16 protein-coding genes are annotated in these 15,000 nt (G+C 65.3%); 10 read left to right on the top strand and 6 right to left on the bottom strand.

The window, feature by feature from the left end; all coding sequences use genetic code 11:
* The first annotated feature begins 183 nt into the window (after positions 1-183).
* From AC1RT8_RS10145 to AC1RT8_RS10155, 3 genes are read left to right on the top strand one after another with little or no spacing between them, the layout of a single operon-like run.
* A complete protein-coding gene (locus AC1RT8_RS10145) occupies positions 184-432 on the top strand; it encodes a hypothetical protein (RefSeq protein WP_493075485.1) in 249 nt (82 codons plus the stop codon).
* Positions 429-1,994 carry a PepSY-associated TM helix domain-containing protein gene (locus tag AC1RT8_RS10150; protein WP_493075487.1) on the top strand — a complete coding sequence of 522 codons (1,566 nt, stop codon included), beginning with the start codon at positions 429-431 and terminating at the stop codon, positions 1,992-1,994. The genes AC1RT8_RS10145 and AC1RT8_RS10150 overlap by 4 nt, the downstream gene beginning before the upstream one ends.
* Positions 1,984-2,295, top strand: coding sequence for a hypothetical protein (locus AC1RT8_RS10155; protein ID WP_493075489.1), 312 nt, complete (start codon positions 1,984-1,986; stop codon positions 2,293-2,295). The genes AC1RT8_RS10150 and AC1RT8_RS10155 overlap by 11 nt, the downstream gene beginning before the upstream one ends.
* Positions 2,296-2,310: 15 nt before the next feature.
* Here the strand turns inward: AC1RT8_RS10155 and AC1RT8_RS10160 are convergent, their stop codons facing one another.
* From AC1RT8_RS10160 to paaG, 3 genes are read right to left on the bottom strand one after another with little or no spacing between them, the layout of a single operon-like run.
* Entirely contained in the window at positions 2,311-3,582 is a 1,272-nt protein-coding gene (locus tag AC1RT8_RS10160) for an AMP-binding protein (RefSeq protein WP_493075490.1), read from the bottom strand.
* Positions 3,583-3,599: 17 nt separating this feature from the next.
* On the bottom strand, positions 3,600-5,624 hold the full coding sequence (paaZ, locus tag AC1RT8_RS10165) for a phenylacetic acid degradation bifunctional protein PaaZ (RefSeq protein WP_493075491.1): 2,025 nt from the start codon (positions 5,622-5,624) through the stop codon (positions 3,600-3,602).
* Positions 5,625-5,642: 18 nt separating this feature from the next.
* On the bottom strand, positions 5,643-6,434 hold the full coding sequence (paaG, locus tag AC1RT8_RS10170) for a 2-(1,2-epoxy-1,2-dihydrophenyl)acetyl-CoA isomerase PaaG (RefSeq protein WP_493075493.1): 792 nt from the start codon (positions 6,432-6,434) through the stop codon (positions 5,643-5,645).
* 149 nt (positions 6,435-6,583) lie between these two features.
* Here paaG and pcaF point away from each other — a divergent pair, with 149 nt between their 5' ends.
* From pcaF to paaE, 6 genes are all read left to right on the top strand, one after another.
* The gene (gene pcaF, locus AC1RT8_RS10175; RefSeq protein WP_493075494.1) at positions 6,584-7,780 is read left to right on the top strand and encodes a 3-oxoadipyl-CoA thiolase; all 1,197 of its coding nucleotides are present in this window, start codon (positions 6,584-6,586) and stop codon (positions 7,778-7,780) included.
* Positions 7,781-7,860: 80 nt separating this feature from the next.
* A complete protein-coding gene (paaA, locus tag AC1RT8_RS10180; protein ID WP_493075495.1) occupies positions 7,861-8,856 on the top strand; it encodes a 1,2-phenylacetyl-CoA epoxidase subunit PaaA in 996 nt (331 codons plus the stop codon).
* 20 nt (positions 8,857-8,876) lie between these two features.
* On the top strand, positions 8,877-9,161 hold the full coding sequence (gene paaB / locus AC1RT8_RS10185) for a 1,2-phenylacetyl-CoA epoxidase subunit PaaB (protein ID WP_493075496.1): 285 nt from the start codon (positions 8,877-8,879) through the stop codon (positions 9,159-9,161).
* 7 nt (positions 9,162-9,168) lie between these two features.
* Positions 9,169-9,924, top strand: coding sequence for a 1,2-phenylacetyl-CoA epoxidase subunit PaaC (gene paaC / locus AC1RT8_RS10190; protein WP_493075497.1), 756 nt, complete (start codon positions 9,169-9,171; stop codon positions 9,922-9,924).
* A 17-nt stretch (positions 9,925-9,941) separates the two neighbouring features.
* Positions 9,942-10,430: a 1,2-phenylacetyl-CoA epoxidase subunit PaaD gene (paaD, locus tag AC1RT8_RS10195; RefSeq protein ID WP_493075498.1), complete on the top strand. Its 489-nt coding sequence runs from the start codon at positions 9,942-9,944 to the stop codon at positions 10,428-10,430.
* 8 nt (positions 10,431-10,438) lie between these two features.
* Complete coding sequence (paaE, locus tag AC1RT8_RS10200) at positions 10,439-11,515, top strand: 1,2-phenylacetyl-CoA epoxidase subunit PaaE (protein WP_493075500.1); 1,077 nt, start codon at positions 10,439-10,441, stop codon at positions 11,513-11,515.
* Positions 11,516-11,798: 283 nt separating this feature from the next.
* On the opposite strand, the gene AC1RT8_RS10205 is transcribed toward paaE, so the two are convergent.
* Complete coding sequence (locus tag AC1RT8_RS10205) at positions 11,799-12,383, bottom strand: TetR/AcrR family transcriptional regulator (protein ID WP_493075501.1); 585 nt, start codon at positions 12,381-12,383, stop codon at positions 11,799-11,801.
* 349 nt (positions 12,384-12,732) lie between these two features.
* Here AC1RT8_RS10205 and AC1RT8_RS10210 point away from each other — a divergent pair, with 349 nt between their 5' ends.
* Complete coding sequence (locus AC1RT8_RS10210) at positions 12,733-13,503, top strand: TetR/AcrR family transcriptional regulator (protein ID WP_493075502.1); 771 nt, start codon at positions 12,733-12,735, stop codon at positions 13,501-13,503.
* On the opposite strand, the gene AC1RT8_RS10215 is transcribed toward AC1RT8_RS10210, so the two are convergent.
* Positions 13,427-13,858: a DoxX family protein gene (locus tag AC1RT8_RS10215; RefSeq protein ID WP_493075503.1), complete on the bottom strand. Its 432-nt coding sequence runs from the start codon at positions 13,856-13,858 to the stop codon at positions 13,427-13,429. The genes AC1RT8_RS10210 and AC1RT8_RS10215 overlap by 77 nt on opposite strands.
* Positions 13,859-13,889: 31 nt before the next feature.
* Positions 13,890-14,981: an alpha/beta hydrolase fold domain-containing protein gene (locus AC1RT8_RS10220; RefSeq protein ID WP_493075504.1), complete on the bottom strand. Its 1,092-nt coding sequence runs from the start codon at positions 14,979-14,981 to the stop codon at positions 13,890-13,892.
* Positions 14,982-15,000 lie beyond the last annotated feature (19 nt).

Below are 15,000 nucleotides of genomic sequence, written 5' to 3' on the forward strand. Positions count from 1 at the left end.
GAGCAGGATGGTGCGCCCGAGGCGCGAGCGCGGAGAAACAGACATTGAGAGGGCCCCCAATAGGTATTGATAACGATTCGCAATATCTGTTAGGGCGGCCTTGGCGCTCACGCAAGAGGCAAACAAAGGGAATTGGGGGACATGGCCACAGGGCAGCGAAGCGCGGGTCGCGGGCGGCTTGTCGTGCGAATCGCGACCGCGTTGATCGGCGGTTATCTCGCGACGGCGGGCGGCGCGGCACTGGCCGCGCGCCTGCTTCCGCTTGCTCGCGTCGAGGCCACCATCTGGTCGATGAGCCTTTCCTTCCTGTCCTATGCGGCCATCGGCCTCTGGGCATTCCACGAGCCGCGGCTGTCGCGCGTCACCATCGCCGTCTGGGGATTTGCCGGCCTGGCGGTGGCCGGCACCCTGATGCTGGGGGTCAGGCCGTGAAGGGCAACGGGCTCCGGCAATCGATGGCGTGGATCCATGGCTGGCTCGGCCTGCTGGCGGGATGGATCCTGTTCGCGATGTTCCTCACCGGCACGGCGAGCTATTTCCGGCCCGAAATCACCCGCTGGATGCAACCCGAATTCAGGCCGCACCAGGTCGCGCCGGTCGACGCGGCGCGAACCGCGATCGGCTGGCTGCAAGCGAATGCGCCGCATGACGAGCAATGGACCATCTATCTCCCCAATGATCGCACGCTGGCGACTCGCATCTTTTCGCGCGCGCGGCGCAATCCCGTTCCAGCGAGTACCCCGCGCCGGTCCGAAGTGCGGCTCGACCCCGCCACCGGCGTGCCGGTCGAAGCGCGCGATACGCGAGGCGGCGAGTTCTTCTACCGCTTCCATTTCCAGCTGCAGCTGCCCCATCCCTGGGGCCGCTGGCTTGCCGGCCTGTGCGCGATGTTCATGCTTGGCGCGATCCTGTCGGGGGTAATCACGCACAAGCGGATCTTCGTCGATTTCTTCACGCTGCGTTGGGGCAGGGGCCAGCGCAGCTGGCTCGATGCGCACAATGTCTCGGCCGTGCTCGCGCTGCCCTATCACGCGATGATCACCTATACCGGGCTCATCACGCTGATGGTCATGTATATGCCCTGGCCGATCCAGGCGAACTATACCAAACCGGCCACCTTCTCCGCCGAACTTTATGGCGAGACGCCCGGCTCGGCCCCTTCGGGGCATCCCGGCCGGCTTGCCGATATGGGGCGGCTCGTCGAGGCGGCCTCCACCCAGTGGCATGGCGGACGCGCTTCCCGGATCATCGTGAGCAATCCCGACGATGCGTCCTCGACCGTCACCATCATCCGGTCCAGCGACGACAGGCTGAACGCGCGAGGCGCGTCGGTCACCTATTCGGGCGTTTCCGGCGAGCGGCTCTCCGTTTCACCCGCGCCGGGGCCTGCGGCCGAGACCGCCGGGGTGATGCTCGGGCTTCACATGGCCTGGTTCGCCGGCCCGCTGCTGCGCTGGGTCTGCTTCCTGCTCGGCCTTACCGGTAGCGCGATGGTCGCGACCGGCCTGATCCTCTGGACCGCCAAGCGCCGCAAGCCGGGTGCAGAACCCTTTTTCGGGCTGGCGCTGGTCGACCGGCTCAACATCGGCGCGATCGCCTGCCTGCCCGCCGGCATGGGCGCCTTCTTCCTCGCCAACCGCCTGTTGCCCGCGACGCTGCCGGGCCGGGCGGATCTGGAGGTCGCGGCGATGTTCTGGGCCTGGTTCGGGCTGGCCGCACTCTCGCTCGTCCGTCCGGTGCACCGGGCGTGGCCCGAGACCCTGGCGGCAAGCGCGGTGCTGTTCGCGGCCATCCCGATCGCGGATGTGCTGGCCGATCCGGGCCTTGTTACTGACGGCCTGTTCCTCGCCTTCGACGTCACCATGCTTTTCCTGGCAGCCCTGCTCGGCTTCGCCGCGTGGCGGGCGTCGCGTCGCACGGCAAGTGTCGGTCGGCGGATACGCCGCGACGAGCCCGCCAGGCCCGACATCGCGGAGCTAGTCGATGTCGCTTGAAGTCGCGCTGCTGGGCTATGCCGGCCTTGCCAATCTCGCGCGGGCAGCTACCCGCTCCGCGCCGGCATCCCGATTGCTCTTGCGCCCTTCGCGCGCCAGGCTGGCGGGTGGCCTGCTGCTCCTGGTGTCGCTTCTGGCCGCCACGCACCGGTTCGGGCCCTATCAGGCCGTCATCGCCTGGCTCGGCATCGTCTCGGTGAGCGGGCTTGCCCTCATTCTCACGCTCTCGCGCTGGCCGGTGGCAGCCTTGTCGCTCTGGCTTCCCGCCACGCTCATCGCCGCGGTGTTGTGCCTGTTCTGAATGTCGGCCGCGCGATCATAGGACCGGCCGCAGGTCACGAACGTGCGATGCCTTGCCCTGCGAGCGCGCGAGCGCGCCGGGCTGGCGCAACGCCACGCGCGCGCTGATGCCGACATTTTCCTTGATATAGCCCGACAATATCGTCGCCTGTGCCTGGCAGCGCGACGGGTCGATGCCGACGCGCGGCTCCACTTCGATGATCACTTCATCCATGCGATCGGGCCGGGTGACCTCGATCACGAAATGGGGCGCGAGCTCGCCGCATTTGAGGAGCTGTTCCTCGATCTGAGTCGGGAAGACGTTGACGCCCCGGATGATCAGCATGTCGTCCGATCGGCCGACGATTTTCGCCATCTTGCGATGGGGAACCCCTTCGCCGGGCAGGAGGCGGGTGAGGTCCCGCGTGCGATAGCGGATGATCGGGAGCGCCTGCTTGGAGAGCGAGGTGAAGACCAACTCGCCTTCCTCGCCATCGGGAAGCGGTTCGCCGGTCTCCGGATCGACAATCTCGGGCAGGAAATGGTCTTCCCAGATCGTCGGGCCGGATTGTCCCTGGAATTCCTGGGCGACGCCCGGGCCCATGACCTCCGACAGGCCGTAGATGTCGGTCGCGGCGAGATCGAACGCGCCTTCGATCTCGCGGCGCATCGCCTCGGTCCAGGGCTCGGCGCCGAAGATCCCGATGCGCAGCGACGAGCTTCTGGGATCGATCCCCTGGCGCCGGAACTCATCGAGAATCGAGAGCATGTAGCTCGGCGTGACCATGATGACCTCGGGCCGGAAGTCCTGGATCAGCTTGACCTGTTTTTCGGTCTGCCCGCCCGACATGGGAATGACCGCGCAGCCAAGCGCCTCGGCACCATAATGCGCGCCAAGCCCGCCGGTGAACAGGCCATAGCCATAGGCGACATGGACCTTCATGCCGGGCCGCCCGCCCGCGGCATGGATGCTGCGCGCGACCAGCGAAGACCAGGTCCGGATATCGTCGGCGGTATAGCCCACCACAGTGGGCAACCCCGTCGTACCCGACGAGGCATGGATTCGCGACAGCCTGTCCTCCGGCACGGCGAACATGCCGAACGGATAGGCGGCTCGCAGATCGGCCTTGGTCGTGAACGGCAGGCGCGCAATGTCCGACAATGACCGGATATCGCCGGGGCCGACACCCTTCGCCTCGCACGCCGCACGGAATGAGGCTACGTTACGCCAGGCATGCTCGACCGACCATCGCAGCCGCTCAAGCTGGATGCGCGCCAGTTCCTCTTTCGTCGCGGGGCCGTAGTCCATCTCTCCGGTCGATCCTCTCAGAGCGCGTTCATGGTGAGCAGGTCATAGGTCGCGACCATATCGTCGCTGCCGTCGGTCACCACGACCGCCCAGCGGACCTCGCCATATTGCTCGTTGCGCAGTGTCTTGCTCCTCACCGTCAGCGCAACCTTGATGGCTTCGCCGGGCGACACGGGTTTCAGGAACCTCAGGCCCTCGAGCCCGTAATTGGCGAGAACCGGTCCGGGCGCCGGATCGACGAACAGCCCGGCCGCGAACGACAGGATCAGATAGCCATGCGCCACCCGGCCCGGGAAGAAGGGATTCGCCGCGGCCGCTTCCTCGTCCATATGCGCGTAGAAAGTGTCGCCGGTGAAATGCGCGAAATGCTCGATATCCTCCAGCGTGATCATCCTGGCTCCGGTCCGCAGCGTGTAGCCTAGCTCCAGTTCGCCGAAGTGCAGCCGGAACGGGTGCGCGGTCGCTTCCACTTGCGTCCCGCCCGGAAGCCAGCGTCGGGTGATCGCGCTGATCATGCGCGGATGACCCTGAACGGCGCTACGCTGCATATAATGTTTGACGCCGCGGATGCCGCCCATTTCCTCGCCGCCGCCGGCCCGTCCCGGCCCGCCATGGATCAGCATCGGCAAGGGCGAGCCATGGCCGGTGGATTCCCTGGCGCTGTCGCGATCGAGGATGACGATGCGTCCATGGAACGAGCCGGTACCGAGCAGGAATTGCCGGGCGGCCTGCGGATCATAGGTGAAGAAGGAAAGGGCCAGGGAGCCCTTGCCGCGATTGGCGAGAGCGATCGCATCATCGAGACTATCATAGGGCATGAGCGTCGAGACGGGGCCGAAGGCCTCGACGTCGTGCACTTTCCGCGCGGCCCAGGGATCGTCCATGCGGAACAGGAGTGGCGATATGAACGCGCCGGATCCGGGTGCACCGCCCTTGACGTCGACATGGTCGATATCGCCGAAGATGAGCCGCGCCTCGGTCGCCAGCTCCCGCGCCTTTTCGCGGACATCCGCGAGCTGGGACAGGCCGGCAAGCGCGCCCATGGTGACGCCCTCCGTGGCAGGGTCGCCGATGACGACCTTGCCGAGGCGGGCCTTCAACGCCTCTTCAGCGGCGTCGAGCCATTGGCGCGGCACGAAGGCGCGCCGGATCGCGGTGCATTTCTGCCCCGCCTTGACCGTCATCTCGCGCGCGACCTCTTTGACGAAGAGATCGAATTCCGGCGTGTCGGGGCCTGCGTCAGGACCGAGGATCGAAGCATTGAGCGAATCCCGTTCCGCCACGAAACGCACCGACTCGCGCGCGATCACCGGATGGGCCTGCAATTTCATCGCCGTCGCTGCCGAGCCGGTGAAGGACACCACGTCCTGGCAGGTCAGATGCTCGAACAGGTCGCCGACGCCGCCGACGATCAGCTGGACGGCGCCTGCCGGAAGGACACCGGCCTCGATCATGATGCGGAACGCATGCTCAGCCACCTGGGACGATGTCGTGCCGGGCTTCACGATCGCGGGCACGCCGGCGAGCAGGGCCGGGCCGAGTTTTTCGAGCATGCCCCAGACGGGAAAGTTGAAGGCGTTGATGTGGATCGCCGCGCCCTGAAGCGACGTATAGACATGCTGGCCGATAAAGCTGCCCAGCTTGCCGATCGGTTCGAAGTCGCCGTCGGTCAGGATGACGTCGTCGGGCAGCTCCTTGCGGCCCTTTGACGACATGGTGAACAATGTTCCCGCGCCGCCTTCGATGTCGACCCAGCTGTCGTTTCGCGTCGCGCCGGTCGCCGCCGACAGCGCATAGAGTTCCTCCTTGCGGGCGATGATCGCCTGGGCGAGCGCCTTGAGCAGGCGCGCGCGCTCATGGAAGGTCATCGCGCGAAGCGCGGGGCCGCCGACCTGGCGCGCATGCGAGAGCATCGCGGCGAAATCGAGCCCCGTGCTGCCGGCCTGAGCGACGGGATCGCCGGTGAGTGCCGACAGTACGGGCACTGCGTCGGTGCTCCGGACCCACCGGTCGGCGGAATAATTCTCCAGTATCTTCGTCATAAAAGCCTCTGCCAGAGCCTAGCGGCCGGTAAATTGCGGAGGGCGCTTGGCCATGAACGCGGCCACGCCTTCCTGATAGTCGGCGCTCCGCCCAAGCTGGCGCATCAGGTCGCGCTCGATCACCAACTCATCCTCGAACGAGTTCAGCGTCGCATTACGGATGGCGTGCTTGGTCGCGGCAAGGCCGCGCGTCGGCCCGTCCGCAAAGCGTCGCAGGAGGGTGTCGGCTTCCTGCCCGAGCTGCTCGTCCTCGACGCATTTCCAGATAAGGCCCCAGCTCTCGGCCTTCTCGGCGGAAAGCGGTTCGCCCGTCAGGGCAAGTCCCAGAGCGCGCGCCTGGCCGACAAGCCGCGGGAGAATCCAGGTCCCGCCTGAATCGGGGATGAGACCGATATTCGCGAAGGACTGGATGAAGCGCGCGCTTTTCGCGGCGATGACGATGTCGCAGGCAAGCGCGATATTCGCGCCCGCACCGGCCGCCACGCCATTGACCGCGCAAATGACCGGCTTTGCCATGCGCGCCAGCCTGAGGACCAGCGGGGCATAATAGGCCTCGACCGAATGGCCCAGATCGACGGGTTCGGCCCCGGGGGCGATCGAACGATCCGAAAGATCCTGGCCGGCGCAGAATCCCCGGCCCGCGCCGGTGAGCAGCAGCGCCCGGACGCTCTCATCGCCTGCGACGAGGTCGAGCGCGGCCGCAACCTCCTCGTGCATCTGCACGGTGAAGCTGTTCAGCCGTTCCGGTCTGTTGAGGGTCAGCCTTGCGGCACCGGCCCCGATCTCCAGCAGGATCGTGCTGTAGCTCATCCCATCTCCTATGCATTTCTTTTCATAGACTGACCGATCGGACAATTATTGGCAAGGGCAATTTTTGGCTCTAGGAGGTCGCTCATGCCGATCGGATCGGAACAGACCATCGGCGTCTTTGGTGCCGGGATGAGGGGAGCGGAGAAACAATGGCTGAGGCGTTCATCTGCGATGCGGTGCGGACTCCGATCGGGCGATATGGCGGTGCCCTGGCGACGATCCGGCCCGACGATCTGGCGGCGGTTCCGCTCGCGGCGCTCGTCGAGCGCAATCCCGGCATCGTCGGCAATGTCGAAGACGTCGTCCTTGGATGCGCCAACCAGGCGGGCGAGGACAATCGCAACGTCGCGCGCATGGCAGCCCTCCTTTCAGGTCTCGGTGAGGACGCGCCGGGCACGACGATCAATCGCCTGTGCGGATCGGGCATGGATGCGGTCGCCTTCGCCGCGCGTGCGATCAAGGCCGGCGAGGCCGACCTCATGATCGCGGGCGGCGTGGAGAGCATGACCCGCGCGCCGTTCGTCATGCCCAAGGCCAGCCAGGCGTTCGCGCGGGACAATGCCGTCTATGACACCACGATCGGATGGCGCTTCGTGAATGCCCGGCTGAAGGCGCAATTCGGGATCGATTCGATGCCCGAAACGGCCGAGAATGTCGCGCAGGAATTCGGCGTGAGCCGGTCCGACCAGGACCGGTTCGCAGTGGAGAGCCAGCGTCGCGCCGCGGCGGCGCAGGCGAGCGGCCGCCTGTCGCGCGAGATCGTGCCCGTTAGCGTCCCGCAGCGGAAAGGCGATCCGCTTATCGTCGCGTTGGATGAACATCCTCGCGAGACGACCCTGGAGGCCCTTGCCGGGCTTCGTCCGATAAGTCTGGACGGCACGGTCACCGCCGGCAATGCCAGTGGCGTGAACGACGGTGCCGCGGCCGTGATCGTCGCCAGCGCGCGCGCCGTCGACACATATGGACTTCGCCCCCGCGCCCGGGTCCTCGGTGCCGGCGTTGCGGGCGTGCCGCCCCGCATCATGGGGATCGGGCCCGCCCCTGCCAGCAAGAAGCTGCTCGACCGCCTCGGGCTGGCGGTGGGCGATATCGACATCGTCGAACTGAACGAGGCCTTTGCCAGCCAGGGTCTTGCCGTTCTCCGGCAGCTCGGCATTGCCGACGACGCCCCGCATGTGAACCCGAACGGCGGCGCGATCGCGCTCGGTCATCCGCTCGGCATGTCGGGCGCGCGGCTGGTCCTGACGGCGACGGAGGAACTCCAGCAGCGCGGTGCGAGATATGCGCTCTGTACCATGTGCATCGGCGTCGGGCAGGGGATCGCGATGGTCATCGAGCGGGTGTAGGATGGTCCATTCGCCCGGTGCGGATAATTTATTGACCGTCTGGTCGGTTAATTATATAGCCAGGGTACAGGAGATTCGAAATGTATACGACAGAGCTGGATAGGACCGCGGCCATCGCCGTCGTTCCGGTCGAGGCGGAAGATCCGGAGATGCTGGCCGCCTTCGAGGCGCGGGTCGCGGCGGATGAGTTCATCGAGCCAAAGGACTGGATGCCCGAAGCCTATCGGCGCACGCTTACCCGCCAGATCTCCCAGCACGCGCATAGCGAGATCGTCGGGATGCTGCCCGAGGCCAATTGGCTGACCCGGGCACCCAGCCTCAAGCGCAAGACGATCCTGCTGGCCAAGATCCAGGACGAAGGCGGCCACGGCCTCTATCTCTATTGCGCGGCCGAAACCCTGGGCACCAGCCGGGAGCAGATGATCGACGCCCTGCATTCGGGCAAGGCGAAATATTCGACGATCTTCAACTATCCGACGCTCAACTGGGCGGATATCGGTGCGATCGGCTGGCTGGTGGACGGCGCCGCCATCATGAACCAGGTGCCGCTCCAGCGGACCTCCTATGGCCCCTATGCCCGGGCGATGGTGCGCGTGTGCAAGGAGGAGAGCTTCCATCAGCGCCAGGGTTTCGACCTGCTGCTCTCGCTTGTGAACGGCACTGCCGCGCAGAAGGCGATGGCGCAGGACGCGCTCGATCGCTGGTGGTGGCCCGCACTCATGATGCTCGGCCCGCCCGACGACAATTCGCCCAACAGCGCTCAGTCGATCCGCTGGCGGATCAAGCGTGAGACGAATGACGAGCTGCGCCAGAAATTCATCGATGCGACCGTCCCCCAGGCGGAACTGCTCGGGCTCACCATTCCCGATCCGGATCTGCGCTGGAACGAGGAACGGGGGCATTATGATTTCGGCGCGATCGACTGGGACGAATTCTACGCGGTCGTCCAGGGCCATGGGCCCGTGGCGAAAGAACGGATCAACGCGCGCCGTGCCGCCTGGGATGCCGGCGCCTGGGTCCGCGCGGCGGCCGATGCCCATCAGGCGAAGCACGCGCGCTCCGCGGCAGCGGCATGATTGGGACAGGAGTTGCGGGAATGAGCAGGGATTGGCCTCTTTGGGAGGTGTTCGTGCGGGCGCGGGGAGGGATCGAACATCGCCATGTCGGTTCGGTGCATGCGCCCGACAGCGAGCTTGCCGTCCGGCACGCGCGCGATACCTATACGCGGCGGATGGAAGGCGTGAGCATTTGGGTCATCCGGTCGACCGACATCGTGGCCTCCGATCCAGGCAAGTCGGCCGCTTTGTTCGAGCCTGCCGAGGACAAGATCTACCGGCACCCGACCTTCTACGATCTTCCCGACGCCGTGAAGCACATGTGAGGCAGGAATGAACGACCCGCTCTTCCATGCTCTTCTCGAGCTTGCCGACGATTCGCTCATTCTTGGCCAGCGGCTTTGCGAATGGAGCGGGCATGCGCCGAGCGTCGAGGTCGATCTCAGCCTGTCGAACCTCGCGCTCGACCTGATGGGGCAGGCGACCCTCTTTCTCGACTATGCCGGCGACGTCGAAGGGAAGGGGCGTAGCGCCGATCGCCTCGCCTTCCACCGCGATGCCGACGCATTCCGGAATTGCCTCCTGGTCGAACAGCCCAATGGCGATTTCGGCCAGACCATCGCGCGGCAGTTCCTCTTTTCGACCTATCAGCTTGGGTTGCTGGAGAGGCTTCAGGGTTCCACCGACGCCAGGATCGCGGCGATCAGCGCGAAGGCCGTCAAGGAGGTCGCCTATCATGCGGAACTGGCGTCGGATTGGGTCATCCGGCTTGGCGACGGAACCGACGAAAGCACGCTGCGCATGACCAACGGCTTCGACTGGTTCTGGCGCTTCACGGACGACATGTTCGCCCGCAGCGACGCGCAGGCCAGCCTCTATGCTGAAGGCGTGCTGGTCGATCGTGCCGAGTTGCGGGCGGGATTCGACAGCCGAGTCGCCGAAGTGCTGTCCGTCGCGACGCTGCCTCCCCAGCCGGCAGGGCTCTGGCAGATATCCGGCGGTCGCGAAGGGCGCCATACCGAGCATCTCTCGCCGCTTCTTGCGGTCATGCAGGTCGTGCCCCGGGCCCATCCCGAAGCTGTCTGGTGACGGCCATGGGCGTACCAATGCCGCCTGATTCCGACCTGGCCGGTCGTCTCGCCGCTTTGCTGGCAACGGTGCCCGATCCAGAGATCCCCGTGGTCTCGGTGATGGACCTTGGCATCGTACGGTCGATCGAGACGGCGGGTACGCCCAGGGTCACGATCACGCCGACCTATACCGGCTGCCCGGCCACGCTCGTCATCGAGGCTTCCGTACGGGCCCGGCTCGACGATGCCGGCCTCTCCAATGTCGAGATTCGGACCGAACTCTATCCGCCATGGACGACGGACATGATCACAGATGCCGGACGGGAGAAGCTGCTTGCGTACGGCATTGCGCCGCCGGCGAAGAATGCTGCCCTGCATTCGCTGCGCGCTCGCGAGACCGTGCATTGCCCGCGATGCCATTCGGCCGGCACGCGCGAGATCAGCCGCTTCGGCTCGACCCCGTGCAAGGCCCTCTGGCAGTGCGACGACTGCCTGGAGCCGTTCGACAAATTCAAGTGCCACTAGGAGCGACAATGTCCAGCGGGTTCCATGCCCTCGAAATCGCCGAAATACGGCGCGAGACCGAAGACTCGGTCTCGCTTCGCCTGTCCGTTCCCACGTCGCTCCAGGAGGCCTTTCGCTATTCGCCCGGGCAGCATCTGACGCTCCGTGTCGAGCTTGGCGGTGAAGAGGTGCGGAGAAACTATTCGGTCTGCACCGCACCGCATGAAAGCGAGCTGCGGGTCGCCATCAAGCGCGTCGAAGGCGGGCTTTTCTCGACCTGGGCAAACAAGGTGCTCGCGGTCGGCGGCACGCTCGATGCCATGCCGCCGCATGGCAGCTTCACCTGGAGCTTCGATCCGGCGCGGACGGCCACTTATGCCGCCTTTGCCGCAGGCTCGGGCATCACGCCGATCCTGTCCCTGCTCAAGACCGGGCTCGCGACCGAACCGCGCAGCCGGTTCGTGCTGTTCTACGGCAACCGGACCTCGTCCAGCATCATGTTCCTGGACGAGATCGCGGCCCTGAAGAACCGGTTTCTCGGGCGGCTGCAGATCTTCCATTTCCTCACCGAGGAGGAAGACGACATTCCGCTGTTCAATGGCCGGCTCGATTCGAGCAAGCTCGGCGAGATCTTCGACCAGCTACTGGATCCATCGGAGGTCGATGCCGCCTTCATCTGTGGCCCGGGCAGCATGATGGATGCGGTGGAAGGCGCGCTGCTCGCTGCAGGCGTTTCTGCCGAATCGATCCTTTCCGAGCGATTCAATGTCGGCCCGATCAGCGAGGCCGACCGCTCCGCGGCTGAAGAACGCGCCCGCAAGGCGGAGGGCCGGAAGGTCAAGTTGACGCTCGACGGCCGCCGCCGCACGCTGACGTTCGACGCGAAGAAGGGGTCGATCCTCGAGAATGCGCGCGCCGCGGGGCTGCCGGCCCCGTTCGCCTGCAAGGCCGGCGTCTGCGCGACCTGCCGCGCGAAGATCGTCTCCGGCAAGGTCGCCATGCACCAGAATTTCGGCCTCTCAAAGGATGAGGTGGCGCGGGGCTATGTTCTCACCTGCCAGGCCGTACCGCTGACGGACGATGTCGAACTGGACTTCGACGCCTGAGCCTTTTCTGTTTTCCGACAATGAGAAAGAGCGCGCCGCTGCAATCCCGGCACGGGAAGGCATGCCAGATCCCGTGTTCTGGTTGAATCACGCCGGTGACAGGGCCGTGGGGACGAGCAGCAGGAGATATGGGACACCACCTTGTCCCATATCTTCCGCCGCCGCCTTTGGCGCGAGCGTCGCATAATATCATTATATAACAGATATTTAATCAGAAATCGGAGGCCTTGAGCGCCGCCGGTTGCGGGACGCGCGGAGGTTTCAGGGCATCGAGCCTTCCGCGTCAGCTTGCATTGACGGCAAGCTCGAACGCCATATCGGCAATGCTGTCCGGATCGAGCGGGCCAGCCGGATCATACCAGTTCCCGGTCCAGTTGATCATGCCGAACACCAGCATGGTCTTGGCGCGCGCCTTGCCCTTCTGATCGGCCAATGTCGGATCGAGCTCGACCAGCAGGGTCTGTACCGCATCGAGGATCCGTCGCTGTTTCGCGACGATGGAGGTGCGCCGTTCATCGGGCAGGTGCCGCAGGTCGTTGAGGAGGACCTTTTGCGGCGCGGCAGCGCCGACATAGTCGTTCATGAAAAGGCGCAGCAATGTCCTCAGTCGTTGCTCCGGGCCGTTCGGGGCAGACATGGCTTCCTCGACATCCGTGACAAGTCGGTCGATGTGGGACGCCATGACGGCATAAAGGACGTCCTCTTTCGAGGGGTAGTAATGATAGAGTAGCGACTTGGATGTCTGGCAGGCTTTGGCCAGCTCGAGCACCGACGCACCGAGAAAACCATTTTCGGCAAAAAGCTCCGCTGCCTTCGCGACTATCGCCTCGCGCCGTTCTTCGTAATCAGCTGCCTGCGTCCGCGCCATTCCAGTATCACCACCAATCGAGCCACTTTGAGGGACTAGCAGGCGCGACCGCAGCGTCAACCAACCGGCGCGGATCGCGCGTGCGCCGCCGATCGCCTGGAGCCCGGATCGCCGACCTCTCTAAATAATTACGCTTCCATGTCGGTTTACTCTCGCTAGATGGCGCGGCGTGAATGTCCGACACCGCAAGGCAGGAGGGCGGCACGGCAGGGGAGGCAGCGATTGGAAGGAATGACGACACGGCCTTGGGCGCCGGGCGAACCGGGGGCGCTATCCGGCGCGGGCCGATCGGGTGTTGACAAGCCGGCTGTCGAGCGCATCTTAGATGACACAGTGTCATTATGATTAGATGTTCAGTATTCATGTCGTGGCGGAAACGATGAGCGAGGAAGAGAATTTCAGGACGCGGAATGCGCGCATCAAGCGTACGAAGACGCGCGCGCGAATCCTGGCCGCCGCCTTTTCCCTGTTCGAGGAGCGCGGCATCGATGCCACGACCATCGACGACGTCCGCCACGCAGCCCATCTCTCGCGCGGCTCGATCTATAATTATTTCCCGACATTCGACGCCATGCTGCGCGAGATGGCGCAGCATATGATCATCCAGCTCAACAAGGAGCAATCGGCCAATTTCGACCGATTGGCGAGCCCGATCGAGCGGATCTGCTGCAACATTCGCTATTCCATCAGGCGTATTTCCTCCGACCGCGTCGGCGCGGAAATCCTGATGCGTGTCCTGCCGCTGATCGGGCCACCGACGCCCGAGATGCGGCAGCACGCGTTGCACAACATCACTGAGGCCGATGCGCAAGGGCTGGTGAATGTCCCGTCGCTGCAGATCGCGCTCGAAATAGGCTATGGTCTGGTAACGGCGCTTGTCCAGCGCGGCATGACGAGCGGCATCACCCCGAAGGAGATCGATGCCGGCGCGCAGATGCTCCTGCGATCCTTTGGCGTTGCCGACGAGAACGCCCGGCGTATCGCGAACCTGAAGCTGCCGACCCTGCCGGCCGAGCAACTGCGCCGGGCTGTCATAGGCGATCTCAGCGCGGAAGATGTGAAACGCGCTCCCGCCAGAGGCGAAACGACGGCAGACCGGCAAGCACCAGCCCCCCGATAAGCGAGACGTGTTCGATCGCGATCCGCAACTCTTCGGTCCGTTGGGGCTCGGCGAACCGCCAGAAGGCGTGACCATAGGGGATGGTGAGCGCGGTGAAGCCGGCAAGGGCGAAGGCCGCGGCCCATGTAAATCCCCTGATGTTGAAGATCAGAACGATCGGGCCGGCGATAGTCAGCGCAGTCGACGCTGCGGCGCTGAGAGCGGGGAACGGAACGCCCATCTGGCCAAGACCAGCGGCGAAACCCGCCGGTGAAAGCAGACCGCCGACGCCGGCCGAGAGGAAGATCACCGACAGAAGGAAACGGCAGGCAAGCTCAGGCTTGCCTGCCGCCCAACGCTCCCCGGCAGCCGTCATCCGGCTGCCCTGGGCGTCTCCCCCTTCGTCGTCACTTCGGATCATGCAGAAAGCCGACAATGATCTTCATGGTTTGCTTCGACGACCATGGAAGTCCAGCGGTCGGGTCCCCGGCAAAGGCCAGGTCGCCGTGCCCGGCCCCGTCCAGGACATAGCGGGTGCTGGAGACGCCGGCGGTGCGTAGCGCATTGTGCAGCCGCAGCGTCTGGCTCGGCGACACGATCCGGTCGTTGTTGCCATGGAAGATCAGGAACGGCGGATCGGCCCGATCGATATAGGTGAGGGGATTGGACGCTGGCGGGAAGGCCGCTCCTCCCTCGGTCAGGTAACGCGAGATCGGCGATCCCGGTGCGACAAAGCCTGCCATTTCCGGATTGAAATCCTCCGCGACAAGCGCGGTGTCCGACGTGCCGAACTTGTCGACCACAGCCTGGACCGCGCTGCTCTGGTCGAGATTGTCGCCGCGGTCGAAGTCCTTCACTCCGTTCGTCACGCCGGTCATCGCGGCGAGATAGCCGCCGGCGGATTCACCCCAGACCGCCACGCGCGTCGGATCGATGCCGTACTCGGCGGCATGGGCGCGCAGGAACCGGATCGCCGACTTCACGTCGGCGACGCCGTCACGGAAGGTCGCGCCGTCGATGGCCGTGCGATACTGGATGCTCGCCACCACGAAGCCGTTCTCGGCCACGAAGGTGCGCAGGGTCAGCCCGCTCTCCTTCGGCGCGATGACGAAGCCGCCGCCGGTGATGTAGACGACCAGCGGATATTTGCCGGGCGCGGCCGGCGCGAGGATGTCCAGGGCGAGATCGCGCGGTTGGCCGCCGGGGCCGGCAACATGCGCGAAGGCGATATTGGACAGTGTCTTGAGCGCGGTGCGGCCGCACTCGACCTGATCGGCCGGGTCTGGCTTGATCACGATGCTGGTGCTCGTGTCGCCCGGCTTGACGCTGGTCGCCATGGGGATCGGCGGCATGCTCGGCATGCCTGGGGGGATCGGCGTCGCCGGGCAGGCGGTGCCGGCGCCACCGCTCGCTGCCTGGGCGTCCGCCCCGGTCGCCCCACCCAGCGCCAACACGGCCATGCTGCCTGCCACGATCAACCTCTTTCTGTATCGGGTCATGAAACTCTCCAAAATTACT

This window comes from Sphingomonas sp. GW821-FHT10F11, from assembly GCF_058809095.1.

What these genes read in the sequence shown, in the direction of transcription:
- AC1RT8_RS10155 (WP_493075489.1), top strand. Translation starts at nt 1,984, where the DNA reads ATGTCGCTTGAAGTCGCGCTGCTGGGCTATGCCGGCCTTGCCAATCTC.
- AC1RT8_RS10160 (WP_493075490.1), bottom strand. Translation starts at nt 3,582, where the DNA reads ATGGACTACGGCCCCGCGACGAAAGAGGAACTGGCGCGCATCCAGCTT.
- paaZ (WP_493075491.1), bottom strand. Translation starts at nt 5,624, where the DNA reads ATGACGAAGATACTGGAGAATTATTCCGCCGACCGGTGGGTCCGGAGC.
- paaG (WP_493075493.1), bottom strand. Translation starts at nt 6,434, where the DNA reads ATGAGCTACAGCACGATCCTGCTGGAGATCGGGGCCGGTGCCGCAAGG.
- pcaF (WP_493075494.1), top strand. Translation starts at nt 6,584, where the DNA reads ATGGCTGAGGCGTTCATCTGCGATGCGGTGCGGACTCCGATCGGGCGA.
- paaA (WP_493075495.1), top strand. Translation starts at nt 7,861, where the DNA reads ATGTATACGACAGAGCTGGATAGGACCGCGGCCATCGCCGTCGTTCCG.
- paaB (WP_493075496.1), top strand. Translation starts at nt 8,877, where the DNA reads ATGAGCAGGGATTGGCCTCTTTGGGAGGTGTTCGTGCGGGCGCGGGGA.
- paaC (WP_493075497.1), top strand. Translation starts at nt 9,169, where the DNA reads ATGAACGACCCGCTCTTCCATGCTCTTCTCGAGCTTGCCGACGATTCG.
- paaD (WP_493075498.1), top strand. Translation starts at nt 9,942, where the DNA reads ATGCCGCCTGATTCCGACCTGGCCGGTCGTCTCGCCGCTTTGCTGGCA.
- paaE (WP_493075500.1), top strand. Translation starts at nt 10,439, where the DNA reads ATGTCCAGCGGGTTCCATGCCCTCGAAATCGCCGAAATACGGCGCGAG.
- AC1RT8_RS10205 (WP_493075501.1), bottom strand. Translation starts at nt 12,383, where the DNA reads ATGGCGCGGACGCAGGCAGCTGATTACGAAGAACGGCGCGAGGCGATA.
- AC1RT8_RS10210 (WP_493075502.1), top strand. Translation starts at nt 12,733, where the DNA reads ATGTTCAGTATTCATGTCGTGGCGGAAACGATGAGCGAGGAAGAGAAT.
- AC1RT8_RS10215 (WP_493075503.1), bottom strand. Translation starts at nt 13,858, where the DNA reads ATGACGGCTGCCGGGGAGCGTTGGGCGGCAGGCAAGCCTGAGCTTGCC.
- AC1RT8_RS10220 (WP_493075504.1), bottom strand. Translation starts at nt 14,981, where the DNA reads ATGACCCGATACAGAAAGAGGTTGATCGTGGCAGGCAGCATGGCCGTG.